This window comes from Desulfitobacterium dehalogenans ATCC 51507 (assembly GCF_000243155.2).
In the GTDB taxonomy this organism is placed as follows: Bacteria; Bacillota; Desulfitobacteriia; order Desulfitobacteriales; family Desulfitobacteriaceae; genus Desulfitobacterium; species Desulfitobacterium dehalogenans.
On sequence record NC_018017.1, the window covers coordinates 3,230,425 to 3,255,566 of the forward strand.

Consider the following 25,142-nt stretch of genomic DNA (forward strand, 5'->3'; position numbering starts at 1 on the left):
TGAGAGTATTACTTATCCACTTCACCAAGTACTGCATCCAAGGATGCAAAGCTTGCGATAAGATCTTGAATATAGGTGCCCACACCAATTTCACTTAAACATTGAAGGTTGACGAAGGCGCCGGCCCGAATCTTAACCCGCTCAGGTTTCGGTGTTCCATTACTTACGATATAGAAACCGAGTTCACCTTTGGGATTTTCCACGCGATGATAGACTTCACCGACCGGTGGTTTAATAATTTTAGGCACTTTAGCCATAATCGGACCCTCAGGGATATCCCTGATTGCTTGGCGAATGATCTTAAGGCTTTCGTTCATCTCCATGAAACGGATCAGATTGCGATCATAGTTATCGCAACCGTAAAGCACCGGAACTTCAAAATCAAAGCGATCATAAATCCCATAAGGCTCAGCCTTCCGTACATCATATTGGACACCGGAAGCCCGTAAAGCCGGACCCGTGATGCAAAGATTCTCTGCAGCCTCCTTGGTGAGAATACCTATCTTTTTCATCCGTGCCTGGGCAATTTCATTGCCCATATAAATGTTAAAATACTCCTCAATCTTTTCCGGCATATCATCCAGGAAGGATTCCAAAGCAGGCCAGAATTCTGCGGGAGGCTCTGAACTGACTCCGCCAATCCGCATGCAATTCACAGTCAAACGACTGCCTGCTATCATTTCAAACAGATCAAGGATTCTCTCCCGATCCCGGAAAGGATATCCCCAAGCCGTCCATCCTGCCATATCCAAGGCGGAACTGGCGATGAATACCTGGTGGCTGGCGATACGAGCCAACTCGGCTAAAATAATCCTGAGGTATTCCGCTCTCTCCGGAATCTCAAGGCCCATTAATTTTTCAACAGTTTGGACATAGGCCAGATTATTATGAGGTGAGGCCAGATAATCCAAACGATCGGTATAGGGAATAAATTGCGGATAGGTACGGCTTTCTGCGATCTTCTCCAACCCGCGATGCAAATAACCAATCTTAGGTTCAATACCGGTAACAGTTTCCCCCTGTAAACGAACAATCATACGAAATACGCCGTGCATACTCGGATGTTGGGGGCCCATGTTTAAAAGGAGTTCTTCTGTTCCTTCATTGTATATATCAGACATGGCTCTACCCCCTTAATCATCTTCCCTGCGCACGCGCATAACATTTCGAACTTCCGCAGGCTCTGTGACATAATCTTTGCGAAGTGGAAACCCTTCGAAGTCATCCCACATATAAATCCGTTTCAGATTGGGATGCCCTTTGAATTGAATGCCAAACATATCATAAGCTTCCCGCTCCATGAAATCGGCACCTGCCCAAAGTCGGGTTACTGAATCAATCACTGGATTGTCGCGATCTACAATCGCTTTGACTCTGAGTTTTTGTGGTCCGCGCAAACTGTTTAATTGATAGACCACTTCGAAGTGGTCTAACTTATCCACTCCCCCAATGTCGTGGAGAAAGTCACAAGGCACTTCTTCGAAGCTTTTTGCTGCCGTTAAGGTTTCCGTAATATAAGGTGCCTTAACGGTAAGCACTAAAGTATCGAGCATCTCTTCGACGGTTCCGCCGACCCGGGATGCTAAATCATCCACACGTTTTTTTAATACTTCATTATTTCCCATGTTTCAATAACCTCACCTTGTCTGGGTGATTCACCTTATGTTGAAGTTGAAGCAACCCATATACTAAGGACTCCGGCCGTGGAGGGCAGCCAGGAATATAGACATCGACAGGGACTACTTTGTCCACACCTGTCAACATGGAATAGGAATCCGCAAAAGGACCACCTGCAGCGGCACAGCTGCCCATAGCAATAACCCATTTCGGTTCAGGCATCTGGTCATAAATCATCCGCAGAAGAGGAGCCATTTTGCGAGTACATGTTCCAGCGACAATCATGACATCGGCATGGCGAGGTGACGCCCGGAAGACCTCATACCCAAAACGAGAGATGTCAACACGCGGACCACCTGCAGCCATCATTTCGATAGCACAGCAAGCTAAACCGAAGGTTACCGGCCAAAAAGAATGCCCCCGTCCCCAGTTCAGAATTTTATCAACACTGGTGAGCAGCATGTTTTTTTCCATAAGAGCTTCGGCTTCGCGGAGTTCTTTCTCTTTTGCTACATCCACTCTAATGCACCTTCCTTCCAAGCATACCAGAAACCAACTAAGAGAATGACAATGAATACGAACATTTCAATAAAAGCGAAGGTTCCAAGTTGTCGGAACGACAACGCCCATGGAAACAGGAATACCGTTTCTACATCAAAAGCTGTAAAAACAAGAGCATAAAGAAAATAATTGCTTTTGAAACCCAACCAGGTCCTTCCTATGGTCACGTTACCGCCTTCATAGGGTGTTAACTTTTCAGGAACCGGTTTTTTTGGAGCTAAGAGTTTTGGCATCAACATCATAATTAAGTTGATGGCAATTGCTACCACAAGAGCAATCCCCACAGCAGCAAAGTTATCTGACATCTCCCTACCCCCCTTCATATAAAAAATATATTTCCCATAAGCCAAACTCATTGTGCCATATTTGTTTATGAATAGTCAACATTTATGTATGTCTAATATCTTGAATGCAAATTATAAGTATTTTCAAACGATATCCAGTTGCTGTTGAACCGGCGCAAAGCTCCTTCGATGAATGGGACTCACTCCATAACGGCGCAGAGCCATAAGATGTTCTCTGGTACCATAGCCTTTGTTTTTGGCAAATCCATACTCAGGATAAACCTTGTCCAGTTCACTCATTAAGTGATCCCTTGAGACTTTTGCCAAAATGGATGCGGCCGCTATACTGGCACTTAAGGCATCTCCGTCCACGATGCCTTTTTGGGGTATCTTGAAACCTGGTAATTCCAAGGCATCAATCAATAAAAAATGGGGACGCACTTTTAAACTTTCCACGGCTCTCTTCATGGCCAATTTGGTGGCCTGAAGTATATTCAATCCATCGATCTCGGCAGGTTCCGCACTGCCGACAGCATACCCGATAGCTTGCTCTTTTATCTGTTGGAACAGTTTTTCCCGTCTGCTCTCGGTCAACTTTTTGGAATCGTTGAGTCCGGGCAAATTAAATTTGGCAGGGAGAATGCAGGTAGCTGCCACGACGGGGCCGGCCAGAGGACCTCTCCCCGCTTCATCAATCCCGGCTATATGTAAATACCCGCTGCTCCACAACTGTTTCTCTTCCATTAATAACGCTTCGATGCGTTCTTCTTCGACTTGACGAGCTTCCCACTCCTTATAATAACGAGCAATCAGATTCTGTATACCTTGACGTGAGTCCTGAGCACAGGCTTTAAGAAGTTCCTCCGAAGGTTCAGTATTGAGAACCTCACTCACTTCACGAATACTCATTCGAGATATTGCCTTCAACGTATTTTTCCTCTTTCCTAATCTCTTCAAAAATTTCTTTTGGATAGTATCATCAATTATTTCGGCGTACGATCTAAAGTAAACTTCCCTAAAGATCCTGCCCGAAATTCCCTTATAAAAATCTGAGCCGCTTTCAGGGTATCCACCTGTCCCCCTTTAACCAAACAGCCCCTCTTTCGTCCAATCCCTTCCAGATCCAAACCTTGGACATCTTCAGTGTATCGTTTTAAAGCCTCCGGATAATTCTCCTTTAAATGCTCCAATACCCAAAGGGACAGCTCCTCAAGATTTAAAACCTCATCCCGGATAGCGCCTACAGCACCTAATTTTCTGCCCACTTCTGGGTCTTCGAACTTCGGCCAAAGCAATCCCGGCGTATCGAGCAATTCCACCCTGTCGTGAATGCGAATCCATTGATTGCCCCGGGTCACTCCCGGTTTATTCCCTGTTTTAGCTTTTGCACTTCCTATGAGATTATTCACCAGAGAGGATTTTCCACAATTGGGTATTCCCGCGATCATCACCCGGATACTGCGGGCACGAATTCCTTTGGCCGTCCATTTCTCTATTTTATGGGCCATGAGCCGCTCGACTTCAGGAACAATTTTGCCCACCCCGGCACCGCCGGTTGCGCTTACTGCCAATACCGGGCTGGACTGACGAAGTTTACGTGTCCAGATCTCCGTCCAATAAGGATCAGCCAAATCCACCTTGTTCAGTATAACGATTTTAGGCTTATCCCCCAACATCTCTTGCAGCAGAGGGTTTCTGCTGCTTTCTGGCAAACGGGCATCTCCCAATTCGATGACCACATCCACCCAACGCAGCTGTTCCACTAACAACCGCTTTGCTTTGGCCATATGGCCGGGAAACCACTGAATACTCAACGAAACACCTTCTTATCTACCGTCTACCAAAAAAACTTAAATCTTTGGAGCGGACTATAAACAAACCAAGCTTTCCCTATGATATAACTTTTCGGCAAAACTCCCCATTCTCTTGAATCACCGCTCTCCCGACGGTTGTCGCCTAAAACAAAGATATTTTCAGCAGGGATCGTTTCGGGTTCAAAGGGTGAATGATCCCCTTGCTTCAGATAAGGTTCCTGAATCAGTGATCCGTTGACATAGACTTGATTCCCTTTGAGCTCAACGGTCTCACCCTCCACTGCAATGACCCGCTTGACGAAAGTACGGCTGGTATCTTTCGGATAGGCAAAAACCACAATATCTCCCCGAGCGGGTGCTCCGTATTGGTAAGCAAAACGATTCACGAGAATTCTATCCCCTGGAAGCAAAGTAGGCTCCATGGAATTTGAAGAAATAGTATAGGGCTGAAGTACAAATAAACGTAAAAGAGCAGCACAAATGACGACTGCTGCAATGACCCAGATTAACCATCCGATTTTTGTCTTATTCCTCACTGTTTTTCTCCTCCCTATTTCAAACTCTTCACTAGTATGAACAGAAATTTTAAGGAGCATACAGCGTTTTTAAGACAAAACGAATGGTTTTTTTACTAATGTCTTCCCCTATCTATAAATAAAAGGGCCGGATAGCTCCGGCCCATCTTATTGCTAGCGACGGTCGCGAATCCGCGCAGCTTTACCTGAAAGTCCACGTAGGTAGTAGAGTTTGGCACGGCGTACAACACCACGGCGTACCACCTCAATACGGTCAATTCGAGGAGAATGCAGCGGGAAAGACCGCTCTACTCCTACACCATAGGTTACCCGACGCACTGTGAAAGACCGACGAAGACCGCCGCCTTTCATCTTGATAACAACCCCTTCAAAAGCCTGGATACGTTCCCGAGAACCCTCGACAACTTTTACATGGACACGTACAGTATCTCCAGGACGGAAGGCAGGAAGATCTTTTTTCATTTGCTCTTCTTCAATCATGCGAATAAAATCCATTATTGATTCCCCCCTTCCTTGCATAGATGTTCATACACTGAGCCGATGTTTAAGCACCATGCTTTTCACAGTGAGCGGACCATCCGTTTTACCGTGATATTGTATCATAAACAATAAGCTGTATGCAACTTTAAAAATCACAAAATATTATTTGGGTCGAGTAGCTTTACGCACAACACTCACTCCATAGCTCCGGGGCTGACCAACTTGCTCTCTTAACAGCATCTGCGGCGGATAAGTGTTCTTTGAGGAGTGCCGCCTTGAGCGAAACTGTCCACTGGACACTTTCGTCGCCAAACCCCGCTGTTTTCTGCATGTGAACCGTGGCTGCGCTACGTTAAGAAAGCCTCGTTGACCGGACCGCCCCTCCGCTTAAAGAAAGCTGGCTTATGGTGAGTGAAGCGAATCAGAAGCCTTAGCTGCCTTATACACAGTGAAATCCGTTCGCTTTTGTGCGTAAAGCTACGCTAGTAGGTCATTAGATCACTATTTGAGGGCTTTTAAAATTCCCTTAATGTCCCCTTAAACGATCGAGAATAATAGCTGCTGCTGAACGAACGGAAAGATGATTCCATTCACCAGGCCCATAGATAGGTTCAAGGATGATATCACAATCCTCCATAACTTCCCTGAGCAGCCCCCAGCCTGTGCCGAAGAGCAACAGCAAAGGTTCCTCCCCATTCTCGATCTTATCCCGTACGGCAGCATAACCTAAGGTATTGGGATATCGCCGGGCATCCGTGGCTATTTTCAAAGGCTTTCTCCCTTGTTCCTTAAAAATCTCCTCTTCAACCTCGGCAAGTTCACTAGCCAATTTAACCCGGGCAAAGGCTTCCTGGCGATTGGGATTATATTCTGCACCAAAGCCCTCCTGCCAATACCCCATAATCCGCTGAGCTAAGGCTCTTTGAGCTTCAGCGGGATGGACAATATAGTAGCGCTTCACTCCGTATGTAGTGGCACTGCGAGCGATGTCATGAATATCCAAATTGGTGATGGAGGTCGCGATGGTTTCCATGTTTTTATTATAGACTGGAGCATGAAGCAATGCGACGTACAAATCGCCCATGATGGTTCCTCCTTATTCTGCATTCTCAGTCCCATTAAATTCAGACTTCTTCTGTCTGCGTTTTTTGGGCTTGGGCCTTAAATGTTCCCAGCGAGAACGTTCTTTCCCCAGTTCGGGATGCTCATGAATCAGTTCCTCTAATAAATTAAAATCTCCCGCTTGAAATTCTACCTTGGCGAACAAATCAGGGCGCTTTAAGAAAGTACGACGCAGGGATTCCTTTCTTCGCCAATCCTCAATACGCCGATGATGACCGGATAAAAGAATGTCTGGAACCTCCATCCCCTCAAACAAGGGGGGACGAGTATACTGAGGGTATTCCAAAAGCCCCTCGCTATGGGAATCTTCCTCAGCCGATGCCTTTTCCCCCAGCACGCCGGGCAATAAACGAGCCACTGCATCCATCATCACCATGGCTGCCAGTTCTCCTCCCGTCAGAACGAAATCCCCCAAAGAAACCTCTTCATCAGCAAGACTGCGAATACGTTCGTCAAATCCCTCATAGTGACCGCAAATAAAGACCAGCTCATCCAACCTGCTCCATTCTTTGGCCTTCTGCTGCTGAAACACTTCCCCTTGAGGAGAGAGCAAAACAACCCGCCGTCGACGGTCGCAGGGCGGCAAATCCCGCAGAGCAGCAAAGAGAGGCTCCGGCTTGAGCACCATCCCCGCTCCTCCACCATAAGGAACATCATCCACATTCTTATGCTTACTTGCAGCGTAATCCCGAAAATTAATCAAACTCACGTCAATGAGGTGTGCTGCTTGAGCGCGTTTCAAAATACTCTCATGAACAGGTGCAAACATCTCCGGAAATAGGGTTAACACGGTAAACTTCATCATCGTATTTCGTCACCATCAATCAGTCCGGAGGGCAGCTCTACATCCATCCGCTTTCCGGCTACATCCACATGCTTCACTACCGTCTTCAAAGCCGGCACGCAGATCTCCCCTTTATCCCCCTTAACAAGATAAACATCATTAGCCCCCGTTTGAATCACCTGGGTCAAGGTCCCTAATAAAGCCTCTCCCTCATAGACTTGCATACCCTCCAGTTCGAAGTAATACCAGCCTTCTTTAAGAGGGGGAACCTGGTCGCGGTCCGTTTTTACCGCCCATCCTCTTAGGACGTCTGCCTCATCTCTGGTATTAACCCCTTCCAAAGTCAGGTACACTTCCGATTGATGGACTTTGGCATTAAGAACCTTCAAGCAACGCCGCTCCTGATTCTGCACCAGGATAACTTCCTTAAGCTTCTTGAACCGCTTGGGATTATCCGTAATGGGATACACTTTGATTTCCCCTTGAACCCCATGGGGCTTTATGACTTCACCGATTAAAACCTCATCCATAAAAGACATTACTCCTTCTTTGAGGAAAGTACTTTAAAAAGCGCAAAAACTAAATTCTCCAGGATTTTGCTTTCGGCGTTCACTCCATAAGCTGCGCGGAGCAATCTAATCGCTCAAGACCTCCGCTCCGTCGGGTGCCCGCCCAAATCGCTCCTGCTCAATGGGCGGTTGGAAACGTCCTGTTTCCAACCCGACTCCGCTGCTGTCTTTTCGCGAAGATTGCTTTCCTGCTCGCTTAAATCCGTTCTCTGCCTGAAAGCAAAATCCTTGAGCTGCTTCTTAGGTTTGAGCGGGCGGGGTGTTGTGAATTTTGGCTTGGGCCGCTTGTTCAGCCTTGCCGACGCCGCTTGCGGCATGGTCGGCGACCCGCTCGGGAAAGGCTTAGGTGAAGCCCGAAAGAAGACTAAGCAAGACCCGCGAGTGTAGCTTTAGGCACAAAAGGGAACGGATTTCACTGTGTATAAGGCAGCTAAGGCTTCTGATTCGCTTCACTCACCATAAGCCAAGCTTTCTTTAAGCGGAGGGGCGGCCAGGTGAACGAGGCTTTCTTAACATAGCTCAGCCACTGGTTCACTTCAGGTATTACCCAGAGGTTTGGCTGAGCTGTTAAGAAAGCGAGTGAACCAGCCCCGGAGCTATGAAGTGACCGTTGTGCGTAAAGCTACACGCCCCAGTATTCTGGATACACCCCTACCCAAATCTAAAAAGCAGAAGCACCTAACGTCAAAAAGGGCTCAAGGCCCTTCTCAACACATCACTGATCAATGTCAACATGCACTCTACGGCCATCTTTGACCGCAGCAGCTTTTACTAACGTGCGTATAGCGTTAGCAATCCTTCCCTGCTTACCAATCACTTTGCCCATATCCTCCGGAGCAACGGTGAGCTGCAGGTGAACGGATTTCTCCGTTTCCGATTGAGCAACCAACACTTGATCCGGGTGATCGACTAAAGCTTTCGCAAGAACTTCTACGAGTTCCTTCACAGGAACACCCCCAACAATCCAATTACTTCTTGGACTCATGGTACTTAGCGAGAACCCCAGCTTTACGAAGAAGAGACTTCGCTGTATCTGAAGGTTGAGCACCAGTTGCTAACCATTTCATTACTTTTTCTTCATCAATATTCAGGACTTCCGGTTGTTTCGTAGGATCATAGAAGCCAATCTCCTCAATGAAACGACCATCGCGTGGAGAACTAGAATCCGCAACGATTAAACGGTAGAAAGGATTCTTCTTAGCACCCATGCGGCGAAGACGAATTTTTGTTGCCATGTTTTTCACCTCCTCACCAGGATACTTATCACCTTTCGGAAAGATAAGTAGAACTAGAAAATTATTTAAAAGGGAAAGGAAAACCTATTTTCTTCCCTTTTTTACCCTTTTTGCCCTTGCCCATCATCCCCATACCTGAACCGCCGGCAAACTGCTTCATCATCTTTTGCATCTGCTCGAACTGCTTCAGCAAGCGCCCTACCTCCTGAACACTGGTCCCGCTTCCTTTAGCGATGCGGCGCTTTCTGGAATCCTTAATCAGGGCGGGTTTTCTGCGCTCTTCGGGAGTCATGGAATGAATAATGGCTTCGACATGGGCCATATCTTTTTCATCGACCTGAACATCTTTCATCTGCTTCCCGACACCGGGTATCATTTCCAGCAGGGAATTTAGCGGCCCCATCTTCTTAAGCTGCTGCATCTGGTCCAGGAAATCGTCCAAGGTAAATTCCTGCTTGCGAAGCTTCTGCTCCATTTCCCGGGCCTGCTTCTCGTCAAAAGCTTCCTGAGCCTTTTCAATCAGGGTCAGGACATCTCCCATTCCCAAAATACGGGAAGCCATTCGTTCCGGGAAAAAGGGTTCGATAGCATCCATCTTTTCCCCGATACCGGCAAATTTAATCGGGCAACCGGTTACGGCTTTCACGGAGAGAGCCGCTCCCCCACGAGTATCCCCATCCAGTTTGGTCAGGATGATTCCATCCACCCCAAGCTCGTTGTGGAAGCTTTCTGCTACATTCACGGCATCCTGCCCGGTCATGGCATCGACCACCAGCAGGATTTCGTGAGGCTTCACAGAGGCCTTAATATCTCTGAGTTCCCCCATAAGCTCTTCATTAATATGCAGCCGGCCTGCAGTATCGATGATCACCACATCCAAGCCTTGACTGTTGGCGTGCTGAAGGCTGGCAGCAGCGATCTCTACAGGGTTTTCCTGGCCTAATGAAAACACAGGAACCTTGATTTGTTCACCAAGGACTTGAAGCTGTTTGATAGCTGCCGGACGATAAATGTCACAGGCGACCAACAAAGGATGTTTCCCTTGCTTCTTTAACATATTGGCCAGCTTAGCGCCATGGGTCGTCTTACCGGCCCCTTGCAAGCCCACCAGCATAATGATCGTGGGAGGCTTGGATGAAATATTTATCTTACTGGAAACGCCGCCCATTAAGGCTACCATTTCCTCGTTAACAATCTTAATCACCTGCTGTCCAGGGGAGAGAGATTCGAGAACCTCCTGTCCAATCGAACGTTCCTTGACTTTGGCGACAAAATCCTTAACCACTTTAAAGTTCACATCGGCTTCCAACAAGGCCATACGGACTTCACGCATGGCTTCATTGACATCCGCTTCCGTGAGCTTGCCTTTGCTTTTTAACCGTTTAAACGTTTCTTGTAATTTTTCACTTAGGCCTTGAAACATACCAGCCCTCACTTTCCGGACCCGATCTAAGACTAGGAAGCTTCAATATCCCTATACATTTCATCAATCTTTTGACTTATGGATTGATGCCGTTCCCAGGCTTTCTCGTTGGAAAAATCCTTTTGCTCGAATTCCTGCACTAATTGATAGACTTCGGATAATTTATGCTGCTCGTCCACAAAGCGATGAATCAAGCCCAGCTTATCCTCATACCCCTGCAAGATCTTTTCCGTCCTCTTTAACAAATCATAGACTGCTTGCCGACTGATATTCTCAAGTTCAGCAATCTCCACCAAAGAGAAATCCTGCTCATAATGGAGATCCCAAATCCTCCCCTGCTTGGGAGTTAAAAGAGGACCATAAAAATCCGCCAGTAATGCCATTTTTGCAAATCGTTCCAATGCAAAAAGCCTCCCGTAAAGGATTTTTACTTTACTGCGCTATTTTAGGGTATATTTCCTGCTTTGTCAAGTAATTTTACTTTCTCTTCAAACATATTTTTCACATATTTTTTCTCTTTTCCTATTTCAAGAATTTTGCGCCTATATTAATGAAGGAAAGTTTTATTTTATAGAATTAAAAAAGACTACAAGCCTTGCGCTATCTCCTTGGCCCGCTTTTCCACCTCATGACAAACCCGTTTGATATCCATTGTCATGAGCCGGCGTTCCTGCATAAGGATTTTGCCATCCACCATGACTGTACGTACATCCCCGGCATGGGCTACATAGACCAAATGGGCGGAAATGGAGAACCTCGGATAAAAATGAGGCTGATCAAAATTGATGGAGATTAAATCCGCTTTATAGCCCGGTGCCAGCTTACCCAAGTCAGAAAGCCCCAAAGCCCGCGCCCCGTCCACGGTGGCCATATGCAACACCTCATAGGCAGGCATAGCGGTGGCACCTTTTAAGAGCTTCTGCTGAAATGCCGCTGAGCGCATTTCCCCAAACATATCCAGATTATTATTGCTGGAAGTTCCATCCGTCCCTAATCCAACCACAACTCCCCGTGAACGGAGTTCGGGAATCGGCGCCGTGCCGCTGTTTAATTTCATATTGCTTTCGGGGTTATGGGCAACAAAAACATTCCTTTTGGCCATAATCTCCTGATCTTCCTCGGTCAAGTGAACACAATGGGCGGCAACCACATGCCCTCCGAATAAGCCCAGCTCTTCCAGCCATTGTACCGGAGTCTTGCCGTATTGCTCCCGTATGGTTTTTATCTCGTCCTCTGTCTCCGCCACATGAATGTGAATCCCCACCCCAAGACGGTCCGCTTCCCTCTTGACCCGCTGCAGATACTCCCCGGAACAAGTATAAGGAGCATGAGGACCAAACATAACCTGAATCCGTCCGTTACCGGAACCATGATAATTCTTCACTAAGTCTATGTTCTCAGCAAAAGCTCTTTCCCCATTGGGAGCGTTGCCAATCATTCCCCGTGATAAAACCCCTCGGGTTCCGGCTTCCAAAACGGCTTTCGCCACCTGTTCCATAGAAGCATACATATCCAGCATGGTGGTGGTTCCTGATTGGATCATTTCTCCCAGAGCCAGCAATGTTCCCCAATAGATATCTTCATCGGATAGTTTATCCTCAAAAGGCCAAATCTTCGTATGCAGCCAAGGCATCAAAGGCAAATCATCAGCATAACTTCTCAACATGGTCATTGCTGCATGGGTATGAGTATTAATGAGTCCCGGCATGACCACATCTTCAGGCAAATCTATGATCTGATCAGGAATAAAGCCCTCCGGAGCAGAGCCCTTCTCCCCAACGAAAAGAATCCGATCATTTTCAATCCCTATTTCCCCCTCGGGATAGAAATCCTCCGGTCCGGTCATGGGCAATACCATAGCGCGAATGAGAATTTTGGACATAAATATCACTCCTTAACAACCAATGATTTAGACCCCCAATCCTTTGGAGGTCTAATCTACCCGGTTCATTGCCCATAGCTTTCTTGATAGGTGCGGCGCATGAGTTGAATATCCTCATGGCTTAACACTGCCGGTTCACCTAACAGCCGGGACATAATATGAATCTGAGCGCTTTTTTCCACGACTTGACATACCTTAAAAGCTTCCTCCAGAGAATAACCAACCCCAACCAAGCCATGATTGGCAAGAAAGACAGCATTCTTGTCCTCCAGTGCCTGCACAGCACTAAGAGCAAGCTCCAGCGTGCCGGGTAAATCATAGTGGGCGACCTCCACCTGACCTCCTGCAATCATGACCAAATCCTCCACAATCCCAGGGAGGGGAATCCGGGATACGGCATGGGCTGTGGCAAATGAGGAATGAGTGTGCACAATTCCCTTAACATCAGGCCGCTGTTTATAAATCTCCCCATGGAGCAGCAGCTCCGAGGAAGGCTTGCGCTTTCCCTCCAGCACAGTGCTGTCCAGACTCAGCAGTACCAGATCCTCTTCCTTTAGGATGAAATAATCCATCCCGCTGGGAGTAATCCAATACCCATTCTGAGGGGCATCCCAGGCGGAGATGTTCCCCCAAGTACCGGCAACCATACCACTTTGAGCTATTTTTTGACCAATTTCAAGGATTTTCTTTTTGAGCATTAAGAGCGCACCATCATCTTTAATAAATTCACAGAGTAAGGGGAAGATACGATACCCTTTTCCGTGATAATTCCAGTAATCAATTTCGAAGGGGTCACATCAAAAGCAGGATTATAGACAGGAACTTCCATCGGGGCAACCTGAACCCCAAAAACCTCTCTTAACTCCTTAGGATGTCTTTCTTCAATGGGAATATCCTGCCCGCCAGGGACCTTCAGATCAATAGTCGAAGTGGGGGCCGCCACATAGAAAGGTATTCCATGAGCATGAGCCAATACGGCTAAGGAGTAAGTGCCTATTTTATTGGCCGTATCTCCGTTGGCTGCGATACGATCCGCACCCACAATGACCAAATCAATTTTACCCTGCTGCATTAAAAAACCAGCCATATTATCCGCAATGAGTGTCACGGGAATCTGATCATTCATCAATTCAAAGGCTGTTAAACGGGCCCCCTGCAAGAAGGGCCGGGTCTCACCTGCGTAGACATGAACTTTCTTCCCCGCCTGCTGTGCGGCACGTATCACCCCAAGGGCAGTACCATACTCCACCGTGGCTAAAGCACCTGCATTGCAATGGGTAAGAATGCTGGCTTCAGCGGTCACGATGGTGTTCCCATGTTCTCCTATTAAACGATTGACACGACGATCGTCCTCAGCTATGCTTTCCGCTTCTCCCACCAACGCTTTGCGGATTTCCGACAGTTCCTTGACCCCATGCTGATCCCTGAGCCGATCCTCCATACGGCGCAGGGCCCAAAAAAGATTGACCGCTGTAGGACGGGTCCCTGCCAAACGGTGCTGAACTTTTTCCATATGGCTTTGCAAGCCTTCCGGCTCACCAGAGTAACCCATCGCTCCCAAGGCATATCCATAGGCAGCTGCTGCACCGATAGCCGGAGCACCCCGAACTTCCATTTTCTCAATGGCCTCCGCCACTTCCTCATAGGTTGTAGCCATCCGATAATTAACTTCTACAGGTAAACGGGTCTGATCCAATATTTTCAGGGAATCCCCCATCCACTCTAATGCTTTCACCTTCGTACCGCCTTTCTAAAACTTACCGACCTCTGCATTACCCATTTGACACCGGCAATCCTGTTCGTGGCGAAGTATCCGAAATGCTTCTTGTATTAACCCGGCCACCGTCTTTCCGGCAGCTTGCAAACTTTCAACGACTTCTTTATGGGTTAAGGGGTGATTGGCTATTCCTGCCGCTTCATTGGTAACCATCCCAATCGAAGCATAGCACATACCGCATTCTCTGGCCAAAATAACTTCGGGCACGCTGGTCATCCCTACGCATTCTCCGCCGAGAATTTGGTACATCCTGATTTCAGCCGGGGTCTCAAAGCGCGGCCCCTCTGTACATACATATGTAGCCCCGTCCTCCAATGACACACCCAGGGACTCACCAGCTTCACGAATGACTGCTTGTACAGACTTACAATAGGGTTCTGTCATATCCACATGGAGTACGCCCTGCTCTCCCCCTTCATAAAAGGTCTGGGGACGACTCTTGGTAAAGTCAAGAAATTGATCCAAAAGCACAATATCTCCCAATTTGAATCGGGAGGAAAGGGAGCCCACAGCAGCCGTGGCAATGATTTTACGGACACCAAGGTCTTTTAAAGCCCATAGATTGGCCCGATAATTGACCAAATGGGGAGGCACCGTATGCCCTTTGCCATGACGGCTCATGAAAACAATCGGATCATCATGAGTCCCAAAGCGCCCGATATCCACGGATACCCTTCCATAAGGGGTATCGATGCTTTCTGCGCGGAAATCCAGCAGAGCAACATTCTCTAATCCTGTTCCGCCGATCAATGCGAAGGTATTCAGATCTCTTCCTCCTCATCCTGAGGTTGGTCAAAAAGAGCATTGGCAAAGTCTTGTGGAACAAAGGGACGTAAATCCTCCATCCCTTCCCCTACTCCGATCCATTTCACCGGGATATTGACTTCACCTTGAATGCCCAGGACCACTCCGCCCTTGGCAGTACCATCCAGTTTCGTGAGAACAATTCCCGTCACACCGGCGACTTCCTGAAAAAGCTTGGCTTGCTGGAGAGCATTCTGCCCCGTTGTCGCATCAAGCACGAGGAGAACTTCATGAGGCGCTCCGGGAATTTCCCGTTCAATGACCCGTTTAACCTTGCGCAGTTCTTCCATTAGATTGACTTTATTATGTAGTCGGCCGGCAGTATCCATAATGACCAGATCCGCTCCCCGGGACTTCGCCGCCTGGAGAGCATCATAGGCTACCGCCGCAGGGTCTGCTCCCTCTTTCTGTTTAACCACTTCCACACCGGCCCGCTGTCCCCAAACCTCAAGCTGATCAATGGCCGCTGCCCGAAAGGTATCTCCGGCAGCCAAAATAACTTTTTTCCCTTCACTTTGGAAATAATGAGCTAATTTGCCGATAGTCGTGGTTTTTCCCACACCATTGACACCAACCACCAGAAAGATGCTGGGACCGCGTTCTGCCCAATTCATGGATTCTTCTTGCCCCAGCAGCTCAGCAATAAGTTCTTTGAGAACAACCTTTAACTCTTCGGCCTCCTGTAATTTTCTTTTCTTGACCTCTTTGCGTAACCCTTCAACCAGCTCAAAGGAAGTATTCACTCCCACATCGGAGCGAATCAATACTTCTTCAAGTTCTTCGTAAAGCTCTTCATCAATTTTCCGTTTTCCTGTTAAAATTTCTTCGACTTTAGTAACAAACTGATCCCGAGTTTTTGTCAATCCTTCTTTTAATTTCGTAAAAAAACCAGCCACCTGGACTTCCTCCTTATACATAGGCACACCTTTGACGCTATTGTATCACAATCTGGTCAGGCTCTCAAACTAATCCAGTTTAAATTAAAAAGAGTTATATTCCAACAAAATGGAATATAACTCTTCATTATCTTAGCTTCTTATTACCACTAAATACAGCACTTACTCCAGCTCTTAAGCGGATTGAAGAACTCACCCATACTCTATTAAACGAGCCCCAATCCATAAACAATCTGAGCCAGGACAAAACATACTGCAAAGGCAATAATCGTGGGGAGAAAAAAGCCCAGGGCGGTCCATTTTTTACTTCCGGTCTCTTTATACATACTAAGGAGGGTGGTGGCACAGGGCCAATGCAATAGGGAGAAGAGCATGGTGTTCAGAGCTGTAAGCCAAGTCCAGCCATTGGCTAAGAGCACCTCTTTCAACTCCGCCAGACTGCTGAAATCTGTTAATTGTCCGGTAGCCAAATAGCTCATCAGGAGGACCGGGATCACGATTTCATTGGCCGGTATCCCTAAGATAAAGGCCATGAGAATAAAACCGTCCAGCCCGATTGCTCTAGCCACCGGATCAAGGAACGCTGCAATATGGGTAAGAACGCTTGCATCCCCTACGGTGATATTGGCCAAAGTCCAGGTCAAGGCTCCTGCAGGGGCTGCCACAATAACCGCCCGGCGTAAAACAAATAAAGTACGGTCCAGCATGGAGCGATAAAGGACGGCGCGTATTTTTGGCCGGCGATAGGGGGGCAGTTCCAGAACCATGGAGGAAGGTTCTCCTTTTAAGAGGGTCACGGACAACCCCCAGGACACCGCAAAGGTGACCAAGATACCCAGAAGCACCATTAAAATGACCGAACCTGCCGCTAAAAGAGACTGGGAAAAGGCTGCCATACCCGCTATAAAGATCGAGGCAATGGCAATGAGGGTCGGAAAACGTCCATTACAGGGAACGAAATTATTGGTTAGAATAGCAATCAGTCTCTCCCTTGGGGAATCGATAATCCGGGTGGATACCACACCTGCTGCATTGCAGCCGAAGCCCATACACATCGTTAAGCATTGCTTGCCGCAAGCCCTGGCTTTCTTGAACATATTATCCAGATTAAAGGCCACTCTGGGCAGATAGCCCAAATCCTCCAGGAGGGTAAACAGGGGAAAGAAGATAGCCATAGGCGGCAGCATCACTGAAACCACCCAAGCCAGTGTACGATACATCCCCAACACCAGGAAACCATGGAGCCAGGCCGGGGCACCTAAGGTATTAAAACCTTGGGTAAGAAGATCCTGGAAAGCGAAAAGTACCGTAGCCAGGAGTTGGGAGGGAAGATTAGCCCCCACGATAGTAATCCAAAAGATTAACCCGAGAAGACCCAGCATGATTGGGTAACCAAAGGTTCTGGAAATGACAATCTTATCGATGCTTTCCCTCCACGAGCTTGCCTGCACTTTTTCACGACAGACCACTCGATTGGCCAGTTTTTCCGAATACGCAAAAATATCGATAACCACACGATCTGTGATGGAGTGGCCGAAATCTTCCCTGATCGTTTCTGAATCTCTATAGAGTTTTAATAAAGGATCCGGATTGATACTGCTCATAACGCTACCTTCCCCCCCTTGCTCTGGGGGTTATCCTCTTTATCTTCATTTAATGAAACGAAACGACCGATCTCTTCAAGGAAGGCAGGATCGCTATCCAAAAGCCGAAGGGCGAGCCAGCGCGGGCTGAGAACATTACCCATACCTACTTTTTCAATCTTGGGCTGGAGGAGCTGAATGGCTCGCTCCACATCCTCAGAATAGACAATTTGCTTGGGCTGAGTCGCTTGATTTCTCACTACAATATCAAAAATTGCTTTTTGCAAGTCCTCGAGCCCTTGATTGAGCCGGGCCGCCGTGGCTACCACCGGTACTCCAAGTTCCTTCTGCAAAGCATCAAAATCAATGATGATTCCTCTTTTGCGGGCTTCATCCATTAAGTTGACACAGACTATGATCCGGGGAGTGATCTCCATAATCTGCAGGGCTAGATTAAGATTACGCTCCAAGGAGGTGGCATCCAAAACCACCACCGTGGCATCCGGCTGACCAAAGCAAATAAAGTCCCGGGCAATTTCTTCTTCAACACTATGAGCCAGAAGGGAATAAGTACCCGGTAAATCAACGAGCATGAAGCTTTGATCCCGATAAGTAAAGTAACCCTGGGCATTGTTCACTGTTTTTCCCGGCCAGTTACCGGTGTGTTGGCGCAGACCGGTTAAAGCGTTAAACACTGTGCTTTTACCCACATTGGGGTTTCCGGCTAAAGCAATAATCCATTGGTTTTCCGCATTGCTTATACCAAAGCTTTCTCTCTGGATTCTTCCTTTTAAATTCATTGTACTCACTCTCCATAGACATCCATATTCACCACAACGGTAGACTTGGCCTTTTATACTAAGGTTGAATTTACTCGGATTGACTTCGCATCCTTACTTCTGAGAGCAATCACTGTTCCGCGAACTAAGTAAGCAATAGGGTCTCCCGCTGGGGCGGTTCCCACACATTGGAGGGAGGTTCCGGGAACGATGCCCAAATCAAGCACTCTACGTCTTAATAAACCATCCAGTTCAAGATCGACTACATAAGCTTTCTCTCCTTGCTTAAGGGTAGATAGAGGAATAAGCGATAGTGAATCCATGAGTCACAACTCCCTTCAGTGTTAGACTGAGTTAACTTTTTAACCAATTCCTTTTTTCAGGTGAATTATGTTTTTTTATACTGTATTAAAGATGAAAATAAAGTGTGACTTGGATAGCAAGGAAACTCTGCCTTGCCAAGAATAAAATCTAACCACACTCCCCGGGGAACAACAAAGGAGCCGTTCTCTACTGCTCAGGTAGGAAACGGCCCCGCGAATTCGTCGTTAGGGTTATCTTTAATTCTGATCACACTCAAACCGAATGAAGGCTTCATAACAGGTTGGGTTTTCCTTAAAAAAAGTAACCAGCCGACGTAGGGACTGTATCGTAGAATCGGATATATAGTGCTCTATGGCTTCCGTCTCAGCGGGAATATCACATTGACTTTGAATCAAGGACAGAAACTCTTGCAGCATTTGGTTTCTCTCCACCAAGTAACTGCCTTTCAGACACCCCTGATCCGTAAGGACAATTTCACCGTAACGGCGATAATTGATATAGCTTTGATTGTTTAGTTTATGAAGGGCCTTGGACACCGAAGGCAGAGATACGCCAAGTTTCTTACTGATATCCGTTACTCTTACTACACTGTTTTCCAAGGAAAAACGGTAGATTTCTTCCAAGTAATCTTCCAGGCTCGGGGACAGCACCCTCCTCACCTCCAAGGCATTCCCTTTCTAATACTATATGTCTGGGATAGTTTGCCTTATGACCTTGTTCTCCAGTGCAAACCACTCAAGCTTTCTCCCCTCTTATGTTGTCAACTTCAACCTCTTTTTCTAATAAAAATGGAACATAAAAACACAGTCCGGTTGGTAGTCCGGATGTACCGAATTGACCGGTGTCGTATCCTTCCCCCCTCGGGATGTCCATTGTTCCCCGCCATATGGCATACGAACAACAAGACGGCTTCTGGCATCTGCCAGTCGCCGTCTGCATAAAGGTGGATATCATGCTGTCAACAGTATCAAACAACCGACATGTTACTCCGCCAGCAAGGCGAGCTTCTCAGCAATATTCCCCAGTCCGAGGAATTCCGCCCAGGTAATTTGGACAAACTCTCCATCCTTATTGACAAAGGGTTTTTCTTTACGCTCGGGGTTATAACGGAAATCAGAACCAATTCGTCCTTTGAGGCAAAGAGGCCGTCCACTGGACGCTGATTTGGCAGTGACTCCGATGACTTTGCCATCCTTGGAATTGATTTCGAATTTACAGCCTGATTCACAGAAGGTGCAAGTGACTTCTTCTTTCCGGATCTCCCATGCTCTGCCTTTACCCAGTGTGTTTCTGTCAATTAAAGCCCCAACCGGACAAATTGCCACACAGCGGTTACAGTAGACACAGGTTGAATCCTTCAGGTCGGTATCCATAAAGGTAGCCACCTTGGCCTGAAAACCACGATAGGCGAATCCGATGATACCTCTTTCCTCCACAGCTTCACAGGTAGCAATACACTTTCCGCATAGAATGCATTTGTTCAGATCCCGCAAAATATAGGGGTTGGAATCTTCGATGGGAAGTTGACGCTTCTCCCCCTGGTATTTTTCACCCTTTACGCCGTACTCATAGGCATACTCGGCCAAGGAACAATCCCCCATTTTCTGGCAGGTCATACAATCCAAAGGATGATTGGCCACCAAGAGTTCTAAAATGGTTTTGCGCGCTTCTCGTACCTTTTCATTTTGGGTATGAACCACCATGCCCTGAGTCGCCTGGGTGACACAGGATGGCGGTAGATTGCGCATTCCCTCAATCTGAACGACACACAAGCGGCAGGCTCCGGCAGGGGTAAGCTCCGGGTCGTGGCACAACGTAGGAATCGGGATATCATGCATCCGGCAAGCTTCCAGCACGGTCGTTCCCTTTGGTACGCTGACTTCACGCCCATTGATGCTTAGTGTCAACCATTCCAATTCTCTCACTCCTCATTTTATATTGCTAAAATAGTCATCAACTAGTGTCGCACTCTGATAAGTAACAGCTTAATTATATCTATTATAAGAATATTTTGCAATTTCTTAAAATCATTAAGCAAGATCAAGATTGCACTCCAAAGAGATAAGATCTCAAACTGAGCGAAATCTTCATAACAGTCTGGGGTTTCCTTAGAAAAATAAACTTTTGCAGCATTTGAATATTATTTTGCAATAGTGTGTTATATACAGCATAATACACTCAAGGCGGTGGTTTGATGAACTCTATCGATGAGCGAATGGCTTCCTTGATTGCGGAGCTGCGGCGAGGTACCCCATGAAATCAATGCCAAATTGGCTATCATTAAGCAGGATATTACTTTCCTTTGGTTTGCTTTTCGTAGAGCCATTGAGCCTGAGCTTTTACGTCATTTATATTGCCTGTGGACTCAGCGATATGCTCGATGGTTTTATTGCCAGAAAGACAGGAACCACAAGCAACCTTGGCGCAAAGATTGATTCCCTAGCCGATCTGGTCATGGTGGGTATATTGCTCGTTATACTTTTGCCAATCATAAACCCGGAAGCAGCTATTCTCCTGTGGGTTATTTTTATTGGCGTCATTCGATTGGCAGCAATGATTGTTGCCCAGATAAAATATAACAGTTTTGCAAGTCTTCATACTTATGGAAATAAAGCCACCGGTTTGGTCTTATTTCTATTTCCATTATTACTTTCTTTTTCTCATACAGATGTATTGATGTACATTATCTGTGTTTTGGCGAGCATTTCGGCGATAGAGGAACTTCTCATCCATCTGACATCAGATGAACTTCTGCTCAACAGAAAAGGCTTGTTGGAAAGAAAGCTATAAATTGCTGCCTTTATCTCAATCAGGAGAGCTTTTTAACTTAGAAACGCGCAAAACCTTTTAGATATTTGTCCTATTGGAGGATGGACTATGGTTTAAGCTGCGGAGTACTCTGCAGAAAAACCAGTGTCAGTTCGTTCCCGACAATTTTATACTGATACTCCAGTTCTATCTTGCCATCTTCTTTACTCTTGCGAAAGGTTATAAGATCATACCCGTCACTGGTTTTATTCTGAGATGTTTCATAGATAAACCGCTCTCCTTGATCAAGGTATTCTTTCGTCCCGATCCAGTAAGGAAAGCGATTCAGCTCGGGATCCCATTTGGTAAGCTCGGCAAACAGTTTATTGGAAGCTTCTACGTTAATATCAACCAGTTTTTTCTCCACATATCCCAGGCTGACTTGGGCATCCCTGCCGATACTTTGCAGATACTGCTTAGCCTGTGCTTCTTTTTGCACTGCTAATTCAGGATAATGTTCAGCGGAGAGTACGTTATCCCATAATCTTTGCGGAAAATTCCTTTTGATGGACTCCGTATACCCTTTACCATCCATGGCCTCCTTATATTCCAGCAGGCTGTATTCCCCATTCGAATTCCTGGCAAAGGTCATAACGGTGGGAATAGCTCCGCTGCCGCTGGTTCCGGTAAAGATACCGTTTTCAAAACCAAACCACCCGACGCTGGCTACAGTATAGGCAATCACTGTCCCGTCCTTTTCTTCGACTTCAACTATCTTATGGCCTTCGGTCAGGACCTCTCCCTGAAGGTATCCCTTCCCCTGCCCTTTAACAGCAAGACTTACAGCTTCCTCGATGGATTGACCCGTTGCGAGCTGATCCTCTAAATTTTGTGATATGACGTCTGCGTTGTTCTCCTGGGCTGCGCTTTTTGGTTTTAACTTAATGCTTTGGCCGATTTTGATCAGTTCAGCTTCGTCGCTATATGCCGTGCTGACATAAAAATCGTAGACCCTTTGATCCTGAGCAAAGATCAAATACAGGTGTTTTTCGTCAAGCACGGTATTATCCCCGGAGGCTGCACTCTGCGTCAGCTCAAAGTTCATTAAGATGCCTTTTGTGATCAGTCCCGGAAGTTCCCGTTTACTCTTGGTAAGAGAATGGTTGGGGACAGGAAGGGGCTGATCGGGGTCGTAATTTAAGATCTGAACACCCCCCAAGGGATGATGATCTTTGCTGAAGAACAATTCCGTCCCGCTCCCGGTTACTTCCCAGTCCGCCGGTGTTTCAAAGGTATAATCACCGATCTCATAAGGCGTTGCTTGAACTGAAGCCGATGTCCACAAAAGACCGGCTAAAAGTACCACACAGAGAATGCCGGTGAGGACGATCCTTGGCCGATTACGGTTAAAAAAGTCAGCCATTTTAATCATCTTGATCCTTCTTTCGATATTTTTTCTGTCATCGGCCATACCCACCAGCCTTGGCATTAATGTCGTTTTTGTATTGATCTTTTCCAGAACCGCTAGCAGGGCTTTCCCATACTCCTTATGCTCGTTTACGCTCAATAAGCTTAAAACACGCTCATCTGCCGCAACTTCCATGTCCTGGCGGATGCGCATGAAACAGTACCAAATAACAGGGTTAAACCAATGAATGATTTGCAGGGTAAGCAGAAGGTGGTTAACCCATACATCCTTTCTCCTGTAATGGGTAAGCTCATGCAGCATGATATAGGAAATATCCTGTTCATTCAGGCGTAATATATCCGGAGTCAGCAAGATCCTTGGTTTAAAAATGCCGATTAAGGAAGGCGCTTTTACGATATCCTGGATAAGGACAGCGATATCCCCTTTTACTTTAGCCTTTGTTTTGCATTTCTCTAAAAGGGCCTGAACAGCGGGGGGTGCCGGCTTGGCATGGGTCTTTAGCTTTCCGGCAAAGGAAACATTAGCATAGATCAGCCATACAAGCATAAAAGCCAGCCCTGAAAGCCAAATGATAGGAAGTACATCCGCAGCATATGTACTGAAATCCTGAGCTGAAGCAACGGACCCTTTGGTCGGGGGCCCAGGCAGTTCATTCCCGGTTTGAGCCCCCTCCGACCAAAAAGTGCTTGCATCTCCGACCGTTTCCGGCAGGTCGAAAAATTTGATTTCCTGAGACAGCGGTTCAAGAAAATTATATAAGCTCAACGCGCTTTCCGGGCCGAACGGAAGAATTAACTTGACCAGCAGGACTATCCACAGCAAATAATGCCATCGGGGATTGAGTTTATCTTTCAACACGTTTTTAACAAGGAGTATGACCATCCCGACAATACCGGCATAGAAGGATGTTGTTAAAACTATCTTAAAGACAGCTTCCATGTTTACATCTCCTCATCTAACATCTTTTTAAGTTCTTCTATCTCTCTTTTGGATAGATGCTGCTCTTTAATAAAGCTGGCTAGCATGAGATTCAGTGAACCATTATAGAGCTTGTGTAAAAAGGATTTATTCGCATAGCTTTTATATTCCTCTTCACTGACATTAGGTGAATAGAGATAGGATTTACCATCGATCTTTACGGCGCTGACCGCCTCTTTCGAGACCAGCCGGGTAATCAAAGTATGGATGGTCTTGGGTTTCCAGTCCGATACTTCCGCTAATCTTTCTATGATCTGAGCGCTGGTGCAGCTTTTCAGCTCCCATAGTATTTTCATTACTTCCAGTTCTGCCTCTGAAATTTGAGGAATTGCCTTCAAGATACGCACCTCCAACAATCTATTACAAAGTAGTTTACAAGTATATCACAACATTTCTTACACTTGTAAGATAATTATATACTACATGTGTAAGAAATATAAGTCAATCCTGGAAATCCGCCTAAACTTCCCCATTCACTTCCTTTCGGCACTACTTTTATTTATTTTAGTCCCTTCCCTGGGTGTTACAAGTTGTCACCAATTGGGACAAATCCATATACTATAGTAAAAACCCGGGAAGGGATTGTCATGAGTGATTTGGTAAGCGAACGTACTCCGCAGATTATCGCGGCAGAGATCAACAGCTATAAAGAATCCAGAGGGAGAATCCAGTTAACCTTTGCTGTGGAAATAGGCCGGCGGCTGATCGAGGCCAAATCCCTTCTTCCTTATGGGGATTGGGGAAAATGGCTGCAAGAACATGTGAATTATTCCCAGTTTACGGCAGAGAGGTATATGAAAGTCGCCCGAGAGTACGGGCATGCAAGGAGAGGCTCCCCGGAGGGGGAAGATGAAGAATCATCAACGTTGCAGATTCTATCCTACTCCCAGGCTTTAGCCCTTCTGGATGTTCCGGAAGAAGAGCGGGCAGAGTTCATCGCCGAACTGGATATAGAAAATATGTCCGTGCGCCAGCTACAGAGGGCCATCAAGGAGCGGGGGCAGGCCAAGCAGGAAAAAGAGGAAGCCGAGCAGGAGAATAGGGAGCTGCAGGAAGCTCTGGAGAGTGAAAAGGAGAAAAACAACCAGCTGAAAAAAGAGCGCGATGGGCTGAAGCTCAGAACAGAGGAGCTGGAAAAGGAAAAACAAAATCTGGAACAGGATGTGGCGAAAAAGACAGCTGAGAACAGTAAACTCAAAGAGAGCCAGCTCTTCAAAAACAATCAGAAGTTGAGGACCGATCTTACCGCCGTCCAAATTAAAAACGCCACTCATCGAGTCGCTTTTAAATTTGAAGCTCTGGAAAAAGCATTCAAGGAACTGACCTATGAGCTGGATCTACTGGTTAACATTGATAAGGATGTGCATGGGGAGTATCGAAAAAATCTGAGAAAGTTTCTGCTTAAATGTCTGGATGAGAGAGTGGAAAACTGATGGATACAGCGCACTTCAATGAAAAGCGAGTCCTTTGGCGTAAAACGCGGACTCGCTTTTTCGTTCTATTGCCACTCTATATGT

Annotated in this window: 30 protein-coding genes; 3 read left to right on the forward strand and 27 right to left on the reverse strand. The window is 46.7% G+C overall.

Annotated elements, in window-relative coordinates:
* Window positions 1–8: 8 nt before the first annotated feature.
* The 11 genes from DESDE_RS15675 to rimM form a co-directional block, all read right to left on the reverse strand.
* A complete protein-coding gene (locus DESDE_RS15675) occupies window positions 9–1,121 on the reverse strand; it encodes an NADH-quinone oxidoreductase subunit D (protein WP_014795004.1) in 1,113 nt (370 codons plus the stop codon).
* A gap of 12 nt (window positions 1,122–1,133) precedes the next feature.
* On the reverse strand, window positions 1,134–1,625 hold the full coding sequence (locus DESDE_RS15680) for an NADH-quinone oxidoreductase subunit C (RefSeq protein ID WP_014795005.1): 492 nt from the start codon (window positions 1,623–1,625) through the stop codon (window positions 1,134–1,136).
* Window positions 1,615–2,136, reverse strand: coding sequence for an NADH-quinone oxidoreductase subunit B (locus DESDE_RS15685; protein ID WP_014795006.1), 522 nt, complete (start codon window positions 2,134–2,136; stop codon window positions 1,615–1,617). Before DESDE_RS15685 ends, DESDE_RS15680 begins: the two co-directional genes overlap by 11 nt.
* Window positions 2,127–2,483 carry an NADH-quinone oxidoreductase subunit A gene (locus DESDE_RS15690; RefSeq protein ID WP_014795007.1) on the reverse strand — a complete coding sequence of 119 codons (357 nt, stop codon included), beginning with the start codon at window positions 2,481–2,483 and terminating at the stop codon, window positions 2,127–2,129. Before DESDE_RS15690 ends, DESDE_RS15685 begins: the two co-directional genes overlap by 10 nt.
* A gap of 123 nt (window positions 2,484–2,606) precedes the next feature.
* The gene (locus tag DESDE_RS15695; RefSeq protein WP_014795008.1) at window positions 2,607–3,389 is read right to left on the reverse strand and encodes a ribonuclease HII; all 783 of its coding nucleotides are present in this window, start codon (window positions 3,387–3,389) and stop codon (window positions 2,607–2,609) included.
* A gap of 56 nt (window positions 3,390–3,445) precedes the next feature.
* The gene (gene ylqF, locus DESDE_RS15700; RefSeq protein ID WP_014795009.1) at window positions 3,446–4,276 is read right to left on the reverse strand and encodes a ribosome biogenesis GTPase YlqF; all 831 of its coding nucleotides are present in this window, start codon (window positions 4,274–4,276) and stop codon (window positions 3,446–3,448) included.
* Between the two features lie 23 nt (window positions 4,277–4,299).
* Entirely contained in the window at window positions 4,300–4,812 is a 513-nt protein-coding gene (gene lepB, locus DESDE_RS15705; protein ID WP_014795010.1) for a signal peptidase I, read from the reverse strand.
* 153 nt (window positions 4,813–4,965) lie between these two features.
* Window positions 4,966–5,307, reverse strand: a complete 342-nt coding sequence (gene rplS / locus DESDE_RS15710; protein WP_014795011.1) for a 50S ribosomal protein L19 — start codon at window positions 5,305–5,307, stop codon at window positions 4,966–4,968.
* Between the two features lie 511 nt (window positions 5,308–5,818).
* Window positions 5,819–6,376 (reverse strand): RNA methyltransferase, encoded by a 558-nt coding sequence (locus tag DESDE_RS15715; protein WP_014795012.1) that lies wholly within the window; start codon window positions 6,374–6,376, stop codon window positions 5,819–5,821.
* A 12-nt stretch (window positions 6,377–6,388) separates the two neighbouring features.
* Window positions 6,389–7,219: a tRNA (guanosine(37)-N1)-methyltransferase TrmD gene (trmD, locus tag DESDE_RS15720; RefSeq protein ID WP_014795013.1), complete on the reverse strand. Its 831-nt coding sequence runs from the start codon at window positions 7,217–7,219 to the stop codon at window positions 6,389–6,391.
* Entirely contained in the window at window positions 7,216–7,728 is a 513-nt protein-coding gene (rimM, locus tag DESDE_RS15725) for a ribosome maturation factor RimM (protein ID WP_014795014.1), read from the reverse strand. Before rimM ends, trmD begins: the two co-directional genes overlap by 4 nt.
* A 168-nt stretch (window positions 7,729–7,896) precedes the next feature.
* Here rimM and DESDE_RS21865 point away from each other — a divergent pair, with 168 nt between their 5' ends.
* The gene (locus DESDE_RS21865; RefSeq protein WP_158309876.1) at window positions 7,897–8,154 is read left to right on the forward strand and encodes a hypothetical protein; all 258 of its coding nucleotides are present in this window, start codon (window positions 7,897–7,899) and stop codon (window positions 8,152–8,154) included.
* Between the two features lie 328 nt (window positions 8,155–8,482).
* Here DESDE_RS21865 and DESDE_RS15735 read toward each other — a convergent pair whose 3' ends face one another.
* The 14 genes from DESDE_RS15735 to DESDE_RS15800 all read right to left on the reverse strand — a co-directional run bounded on the left by DESDE_RS15735 (window position 8,483) and on the right by DESDE_RS15800 (window position 20,386).
* Window positions 8,483–8,713: a KH domain-containing protein gene (locus tag DESDE_RS15735; RefSeq protein WP_014795015.1), complete on the reverse strand. Its 231-nt coding sequence runs from the start codon at window positions 8,711–8,713 to the stop codon at window positions 8,483–8,485.
* Between the two features lie 22 nt (window positions 8,714–8,735).
* Window positions 8,736–9,002: a 30S ribosomal protein S16 gene (rpsP, locus tag DESDE_RS15740; protein ID WP_014795016.1), complete on the reverse strand. Its 267-nt coding sequence runs from the start codon at window positions 9,000–9,002 to the stop codon at window positions 8,736–8,738.
* A gap of 61 nt (window positions 9,003–9,063) precedes the next feature.
* On the reverse strand, window positions 9,064–10,425 hold the full coding sequence (gene ffh / locus DESDE_RS15745) for a signal recognition particle protein (RefSeq protein WP_014795017.1): 1,362 nt from the start codon (window positions 10,423–10,425) through the stop codon (window positions 9,064–9,066).
* A gap of 32 nt (window positions 10,426–10,457) precedes the next feature.
* Window positions 10,458–10,826 (reverse strand): YlxM family DNA-binding protein, encoded by a 369-nt coding sequence (gene ylxM, locus DESDE_RS15750; protein WP_014795018.1) that lies wholly within the window; start codon window positions 10,824–10,826, stop codon window positions 10,458–10,460.
* A gap of 185 nt (window positions 10,827–11,011) precedes the next feature.
* Complete coding sequence (locus DESDE_RS15755) at window positions 11,012–12,307, reverse strand: amidohydrolase (RefSeq protein WP_014795019.1); 1,296 nt, start codon at window positions 12,305–12,307, stop codon at window positions 11,012–11,014.
* 65 nt (window positions 12,308–12,372) lie between these two features.
* A complete protein-coding gene (locus DESDE_RS15760) occupies window positions 12,373–13,005 on the reverse strand; it encodes a class II aldolase/adducin family protein (protein WP_014795020.1) in 633 nt (210 codons plus the stop codon).
* Window positions 13,005–14,042: an S-methyl-5-thioribose-1-phosphate isomerase gene (gene mtnA / locus DESDE_RS15765; RefSeq protein ID WP_014795021.1), complete on the reverse strand. Its 1,038-nt coding sequence runs from the start codon at window positions 14,040–14,042 to the stop codon at window positions 13,005–13,007. Before mtnA ends, DESDE_RS15760 begins: the two co-directional genes overlap by 1 nt.
* Before the next feature lie 15 nt (window positions 14,043–14,057).
* On the reverse strand, window positions 14,058–14,834 hold the full coding sequence (gene mtnP, locus DESDE_RS15770) for an S-methyl-5'-thioadenosine phosphorylase (protein WP_014795022.1): 777 nt from the start codon (window positions 14,832–14,834) through the stop codon (window positions 14,058–14,060).
* Window positions 14,835–14,845: 11 nt separating this feature from the next.
* Window positions 14,846–15,784: a signal recognition particle-docking protein FtsY gene (gene ftsY / locus DESDE_RS15775; protein ID WP_014795023.1), complete on the reverse strand. Its 939-nt coding sequence runs from the start codon at window positions 15,782–15,784 to the stop codon at window positions 14,846–14,848.
* A 206-nt stretch (window positions 15,785–15,990) separates the two neighbouring features.
* Entirely contained in the window at window positions 15,991–17,388 is a 1,398-nt protein-coding gene (locus DESDE_RS15780; protein ID WP_014795024.1) for a nucleoside recognition domain-containing protein, read from the reverse strand.
* Window positions 17,385–18,167 carry a FeoB small GTPase domain-containing protein gene (locus DESDE_RS15785; protein ID WP_014795025.1) on the reverse strand — a complete coding sequence of 261 codons (783 nt, stop codon included), beginning with the start codon at window positions 18,165–18,167 and terminating at the stop codon, window positions 17,385–17,387. The genes DESDE_RS15780 and DESDE_RS15785 overlap by 4 nt, the downstream gene beginning before the upstream one ends.
* A gap of 53 nt (window positions 18,168–18,220) precedes the next feature.
* The gene (locus DESDE_RS15790) at window positions 18,221–18,469 is read right to left on the reverse strand and encodes a FeoA family protein (RefSeq protein ID WP_014795026.1); all 249 of its coding nucleotides are present in this window, start codon (window positions 18,467–18,469) and stop codon (window positions 18,221–18,223) included.
* Window positions 18,470–18,706: 237 nt separating this feature from the next.
* Complete coding sequence (locus tag DESDE_RS15795) at window positions 18,707–19,120, reverse strand: metal-dependent transcriptional regulator (RefSeq protein ID WP_014795027.1); 414 nt, start codon at window positions 19,118–19,120, stop codon at window positions 18,707–18,709.
* 333 nt (window positions 19,121–19,453) lie between these two features.
* Window positions 19,454–20,386: an NADH-quinone oxidoreductase subunit G gene (locus DESDE_RS15800; RefSeq protein ID WP_014795028.1), complete on the reverse strand. Its 933-nt coding sequence runs from the start codon at window positions 20,384–20,386 to the stop codon at window positions 19,454–19,456.
* 337 nt (window positions 20,387–20,723) lie between these two features.
* Here DESDE_RS15800 and DESDE_RS15805 point away from each other — a divergent pair, with 337 nt between their 5' ends.
* The gene (locus tag DESDE_RS15805; protein ID WP_014795029.1) at window positions 20,724–21,260 is read left to right on the forward strand and encodes a CDP-alcohol phosphatidyltransferase family protein; all 537 of its coding nucleotides are present in this window, start codon (window positions 20,724–20,726) and stop codon (window positions 21,258–21,260) included.
* Window positions 21,261–21,345: 85 nt separating this feature from the next.
* Here the strand turns inward: DESDE_RS15805 and DESDE_RS15810 are convergent, their stop codons facing one another.
* A complete protein-coding gene (locus DESDE_RS15810) occupies window positions 21,346–23,586 on the reverse strand; it encodes a M56 family metallopeptidase (RefSeq protein ID WP_014795030.1) in 2,241 nt (746 codons plus the stop codon).
* Between the two features lie 2 nt (window positions 23,587–23,588).
* A complete protein-coding gene (locus DESDE_RS15815; RefSeq protein ID WP_486599222.1) occupies window positions 23,589–23,978 on the reverse strand; it encodes a BlaI/MecI/CopY family transcriptional regulator in 390 nt (129 codons plus the stop codon).
* A gap of 234 nt (window positions 23,979–24,212) precedes the next feature.
* Here DESDE_RS15815 and DESDE_RS15820 point away from each other — a divergent pair, with 234 nt between their 5' ends.
* Window positions 24,213–25,058 carry a DUF3102 domain-containing protein gene (locus DESDE_RS15820; protein WP_014795032.1) on the forward strand — a complete coding sequence of 282 codons (846 nt, stop codon included), beginning with the start codon at window positions 24,213–24,215 and terminating at the stop codon, window positions 25,056–25,058.
* The last annotated feature ends 84 nt before the right edge of the window (window positions 25,059–25,142 follow it).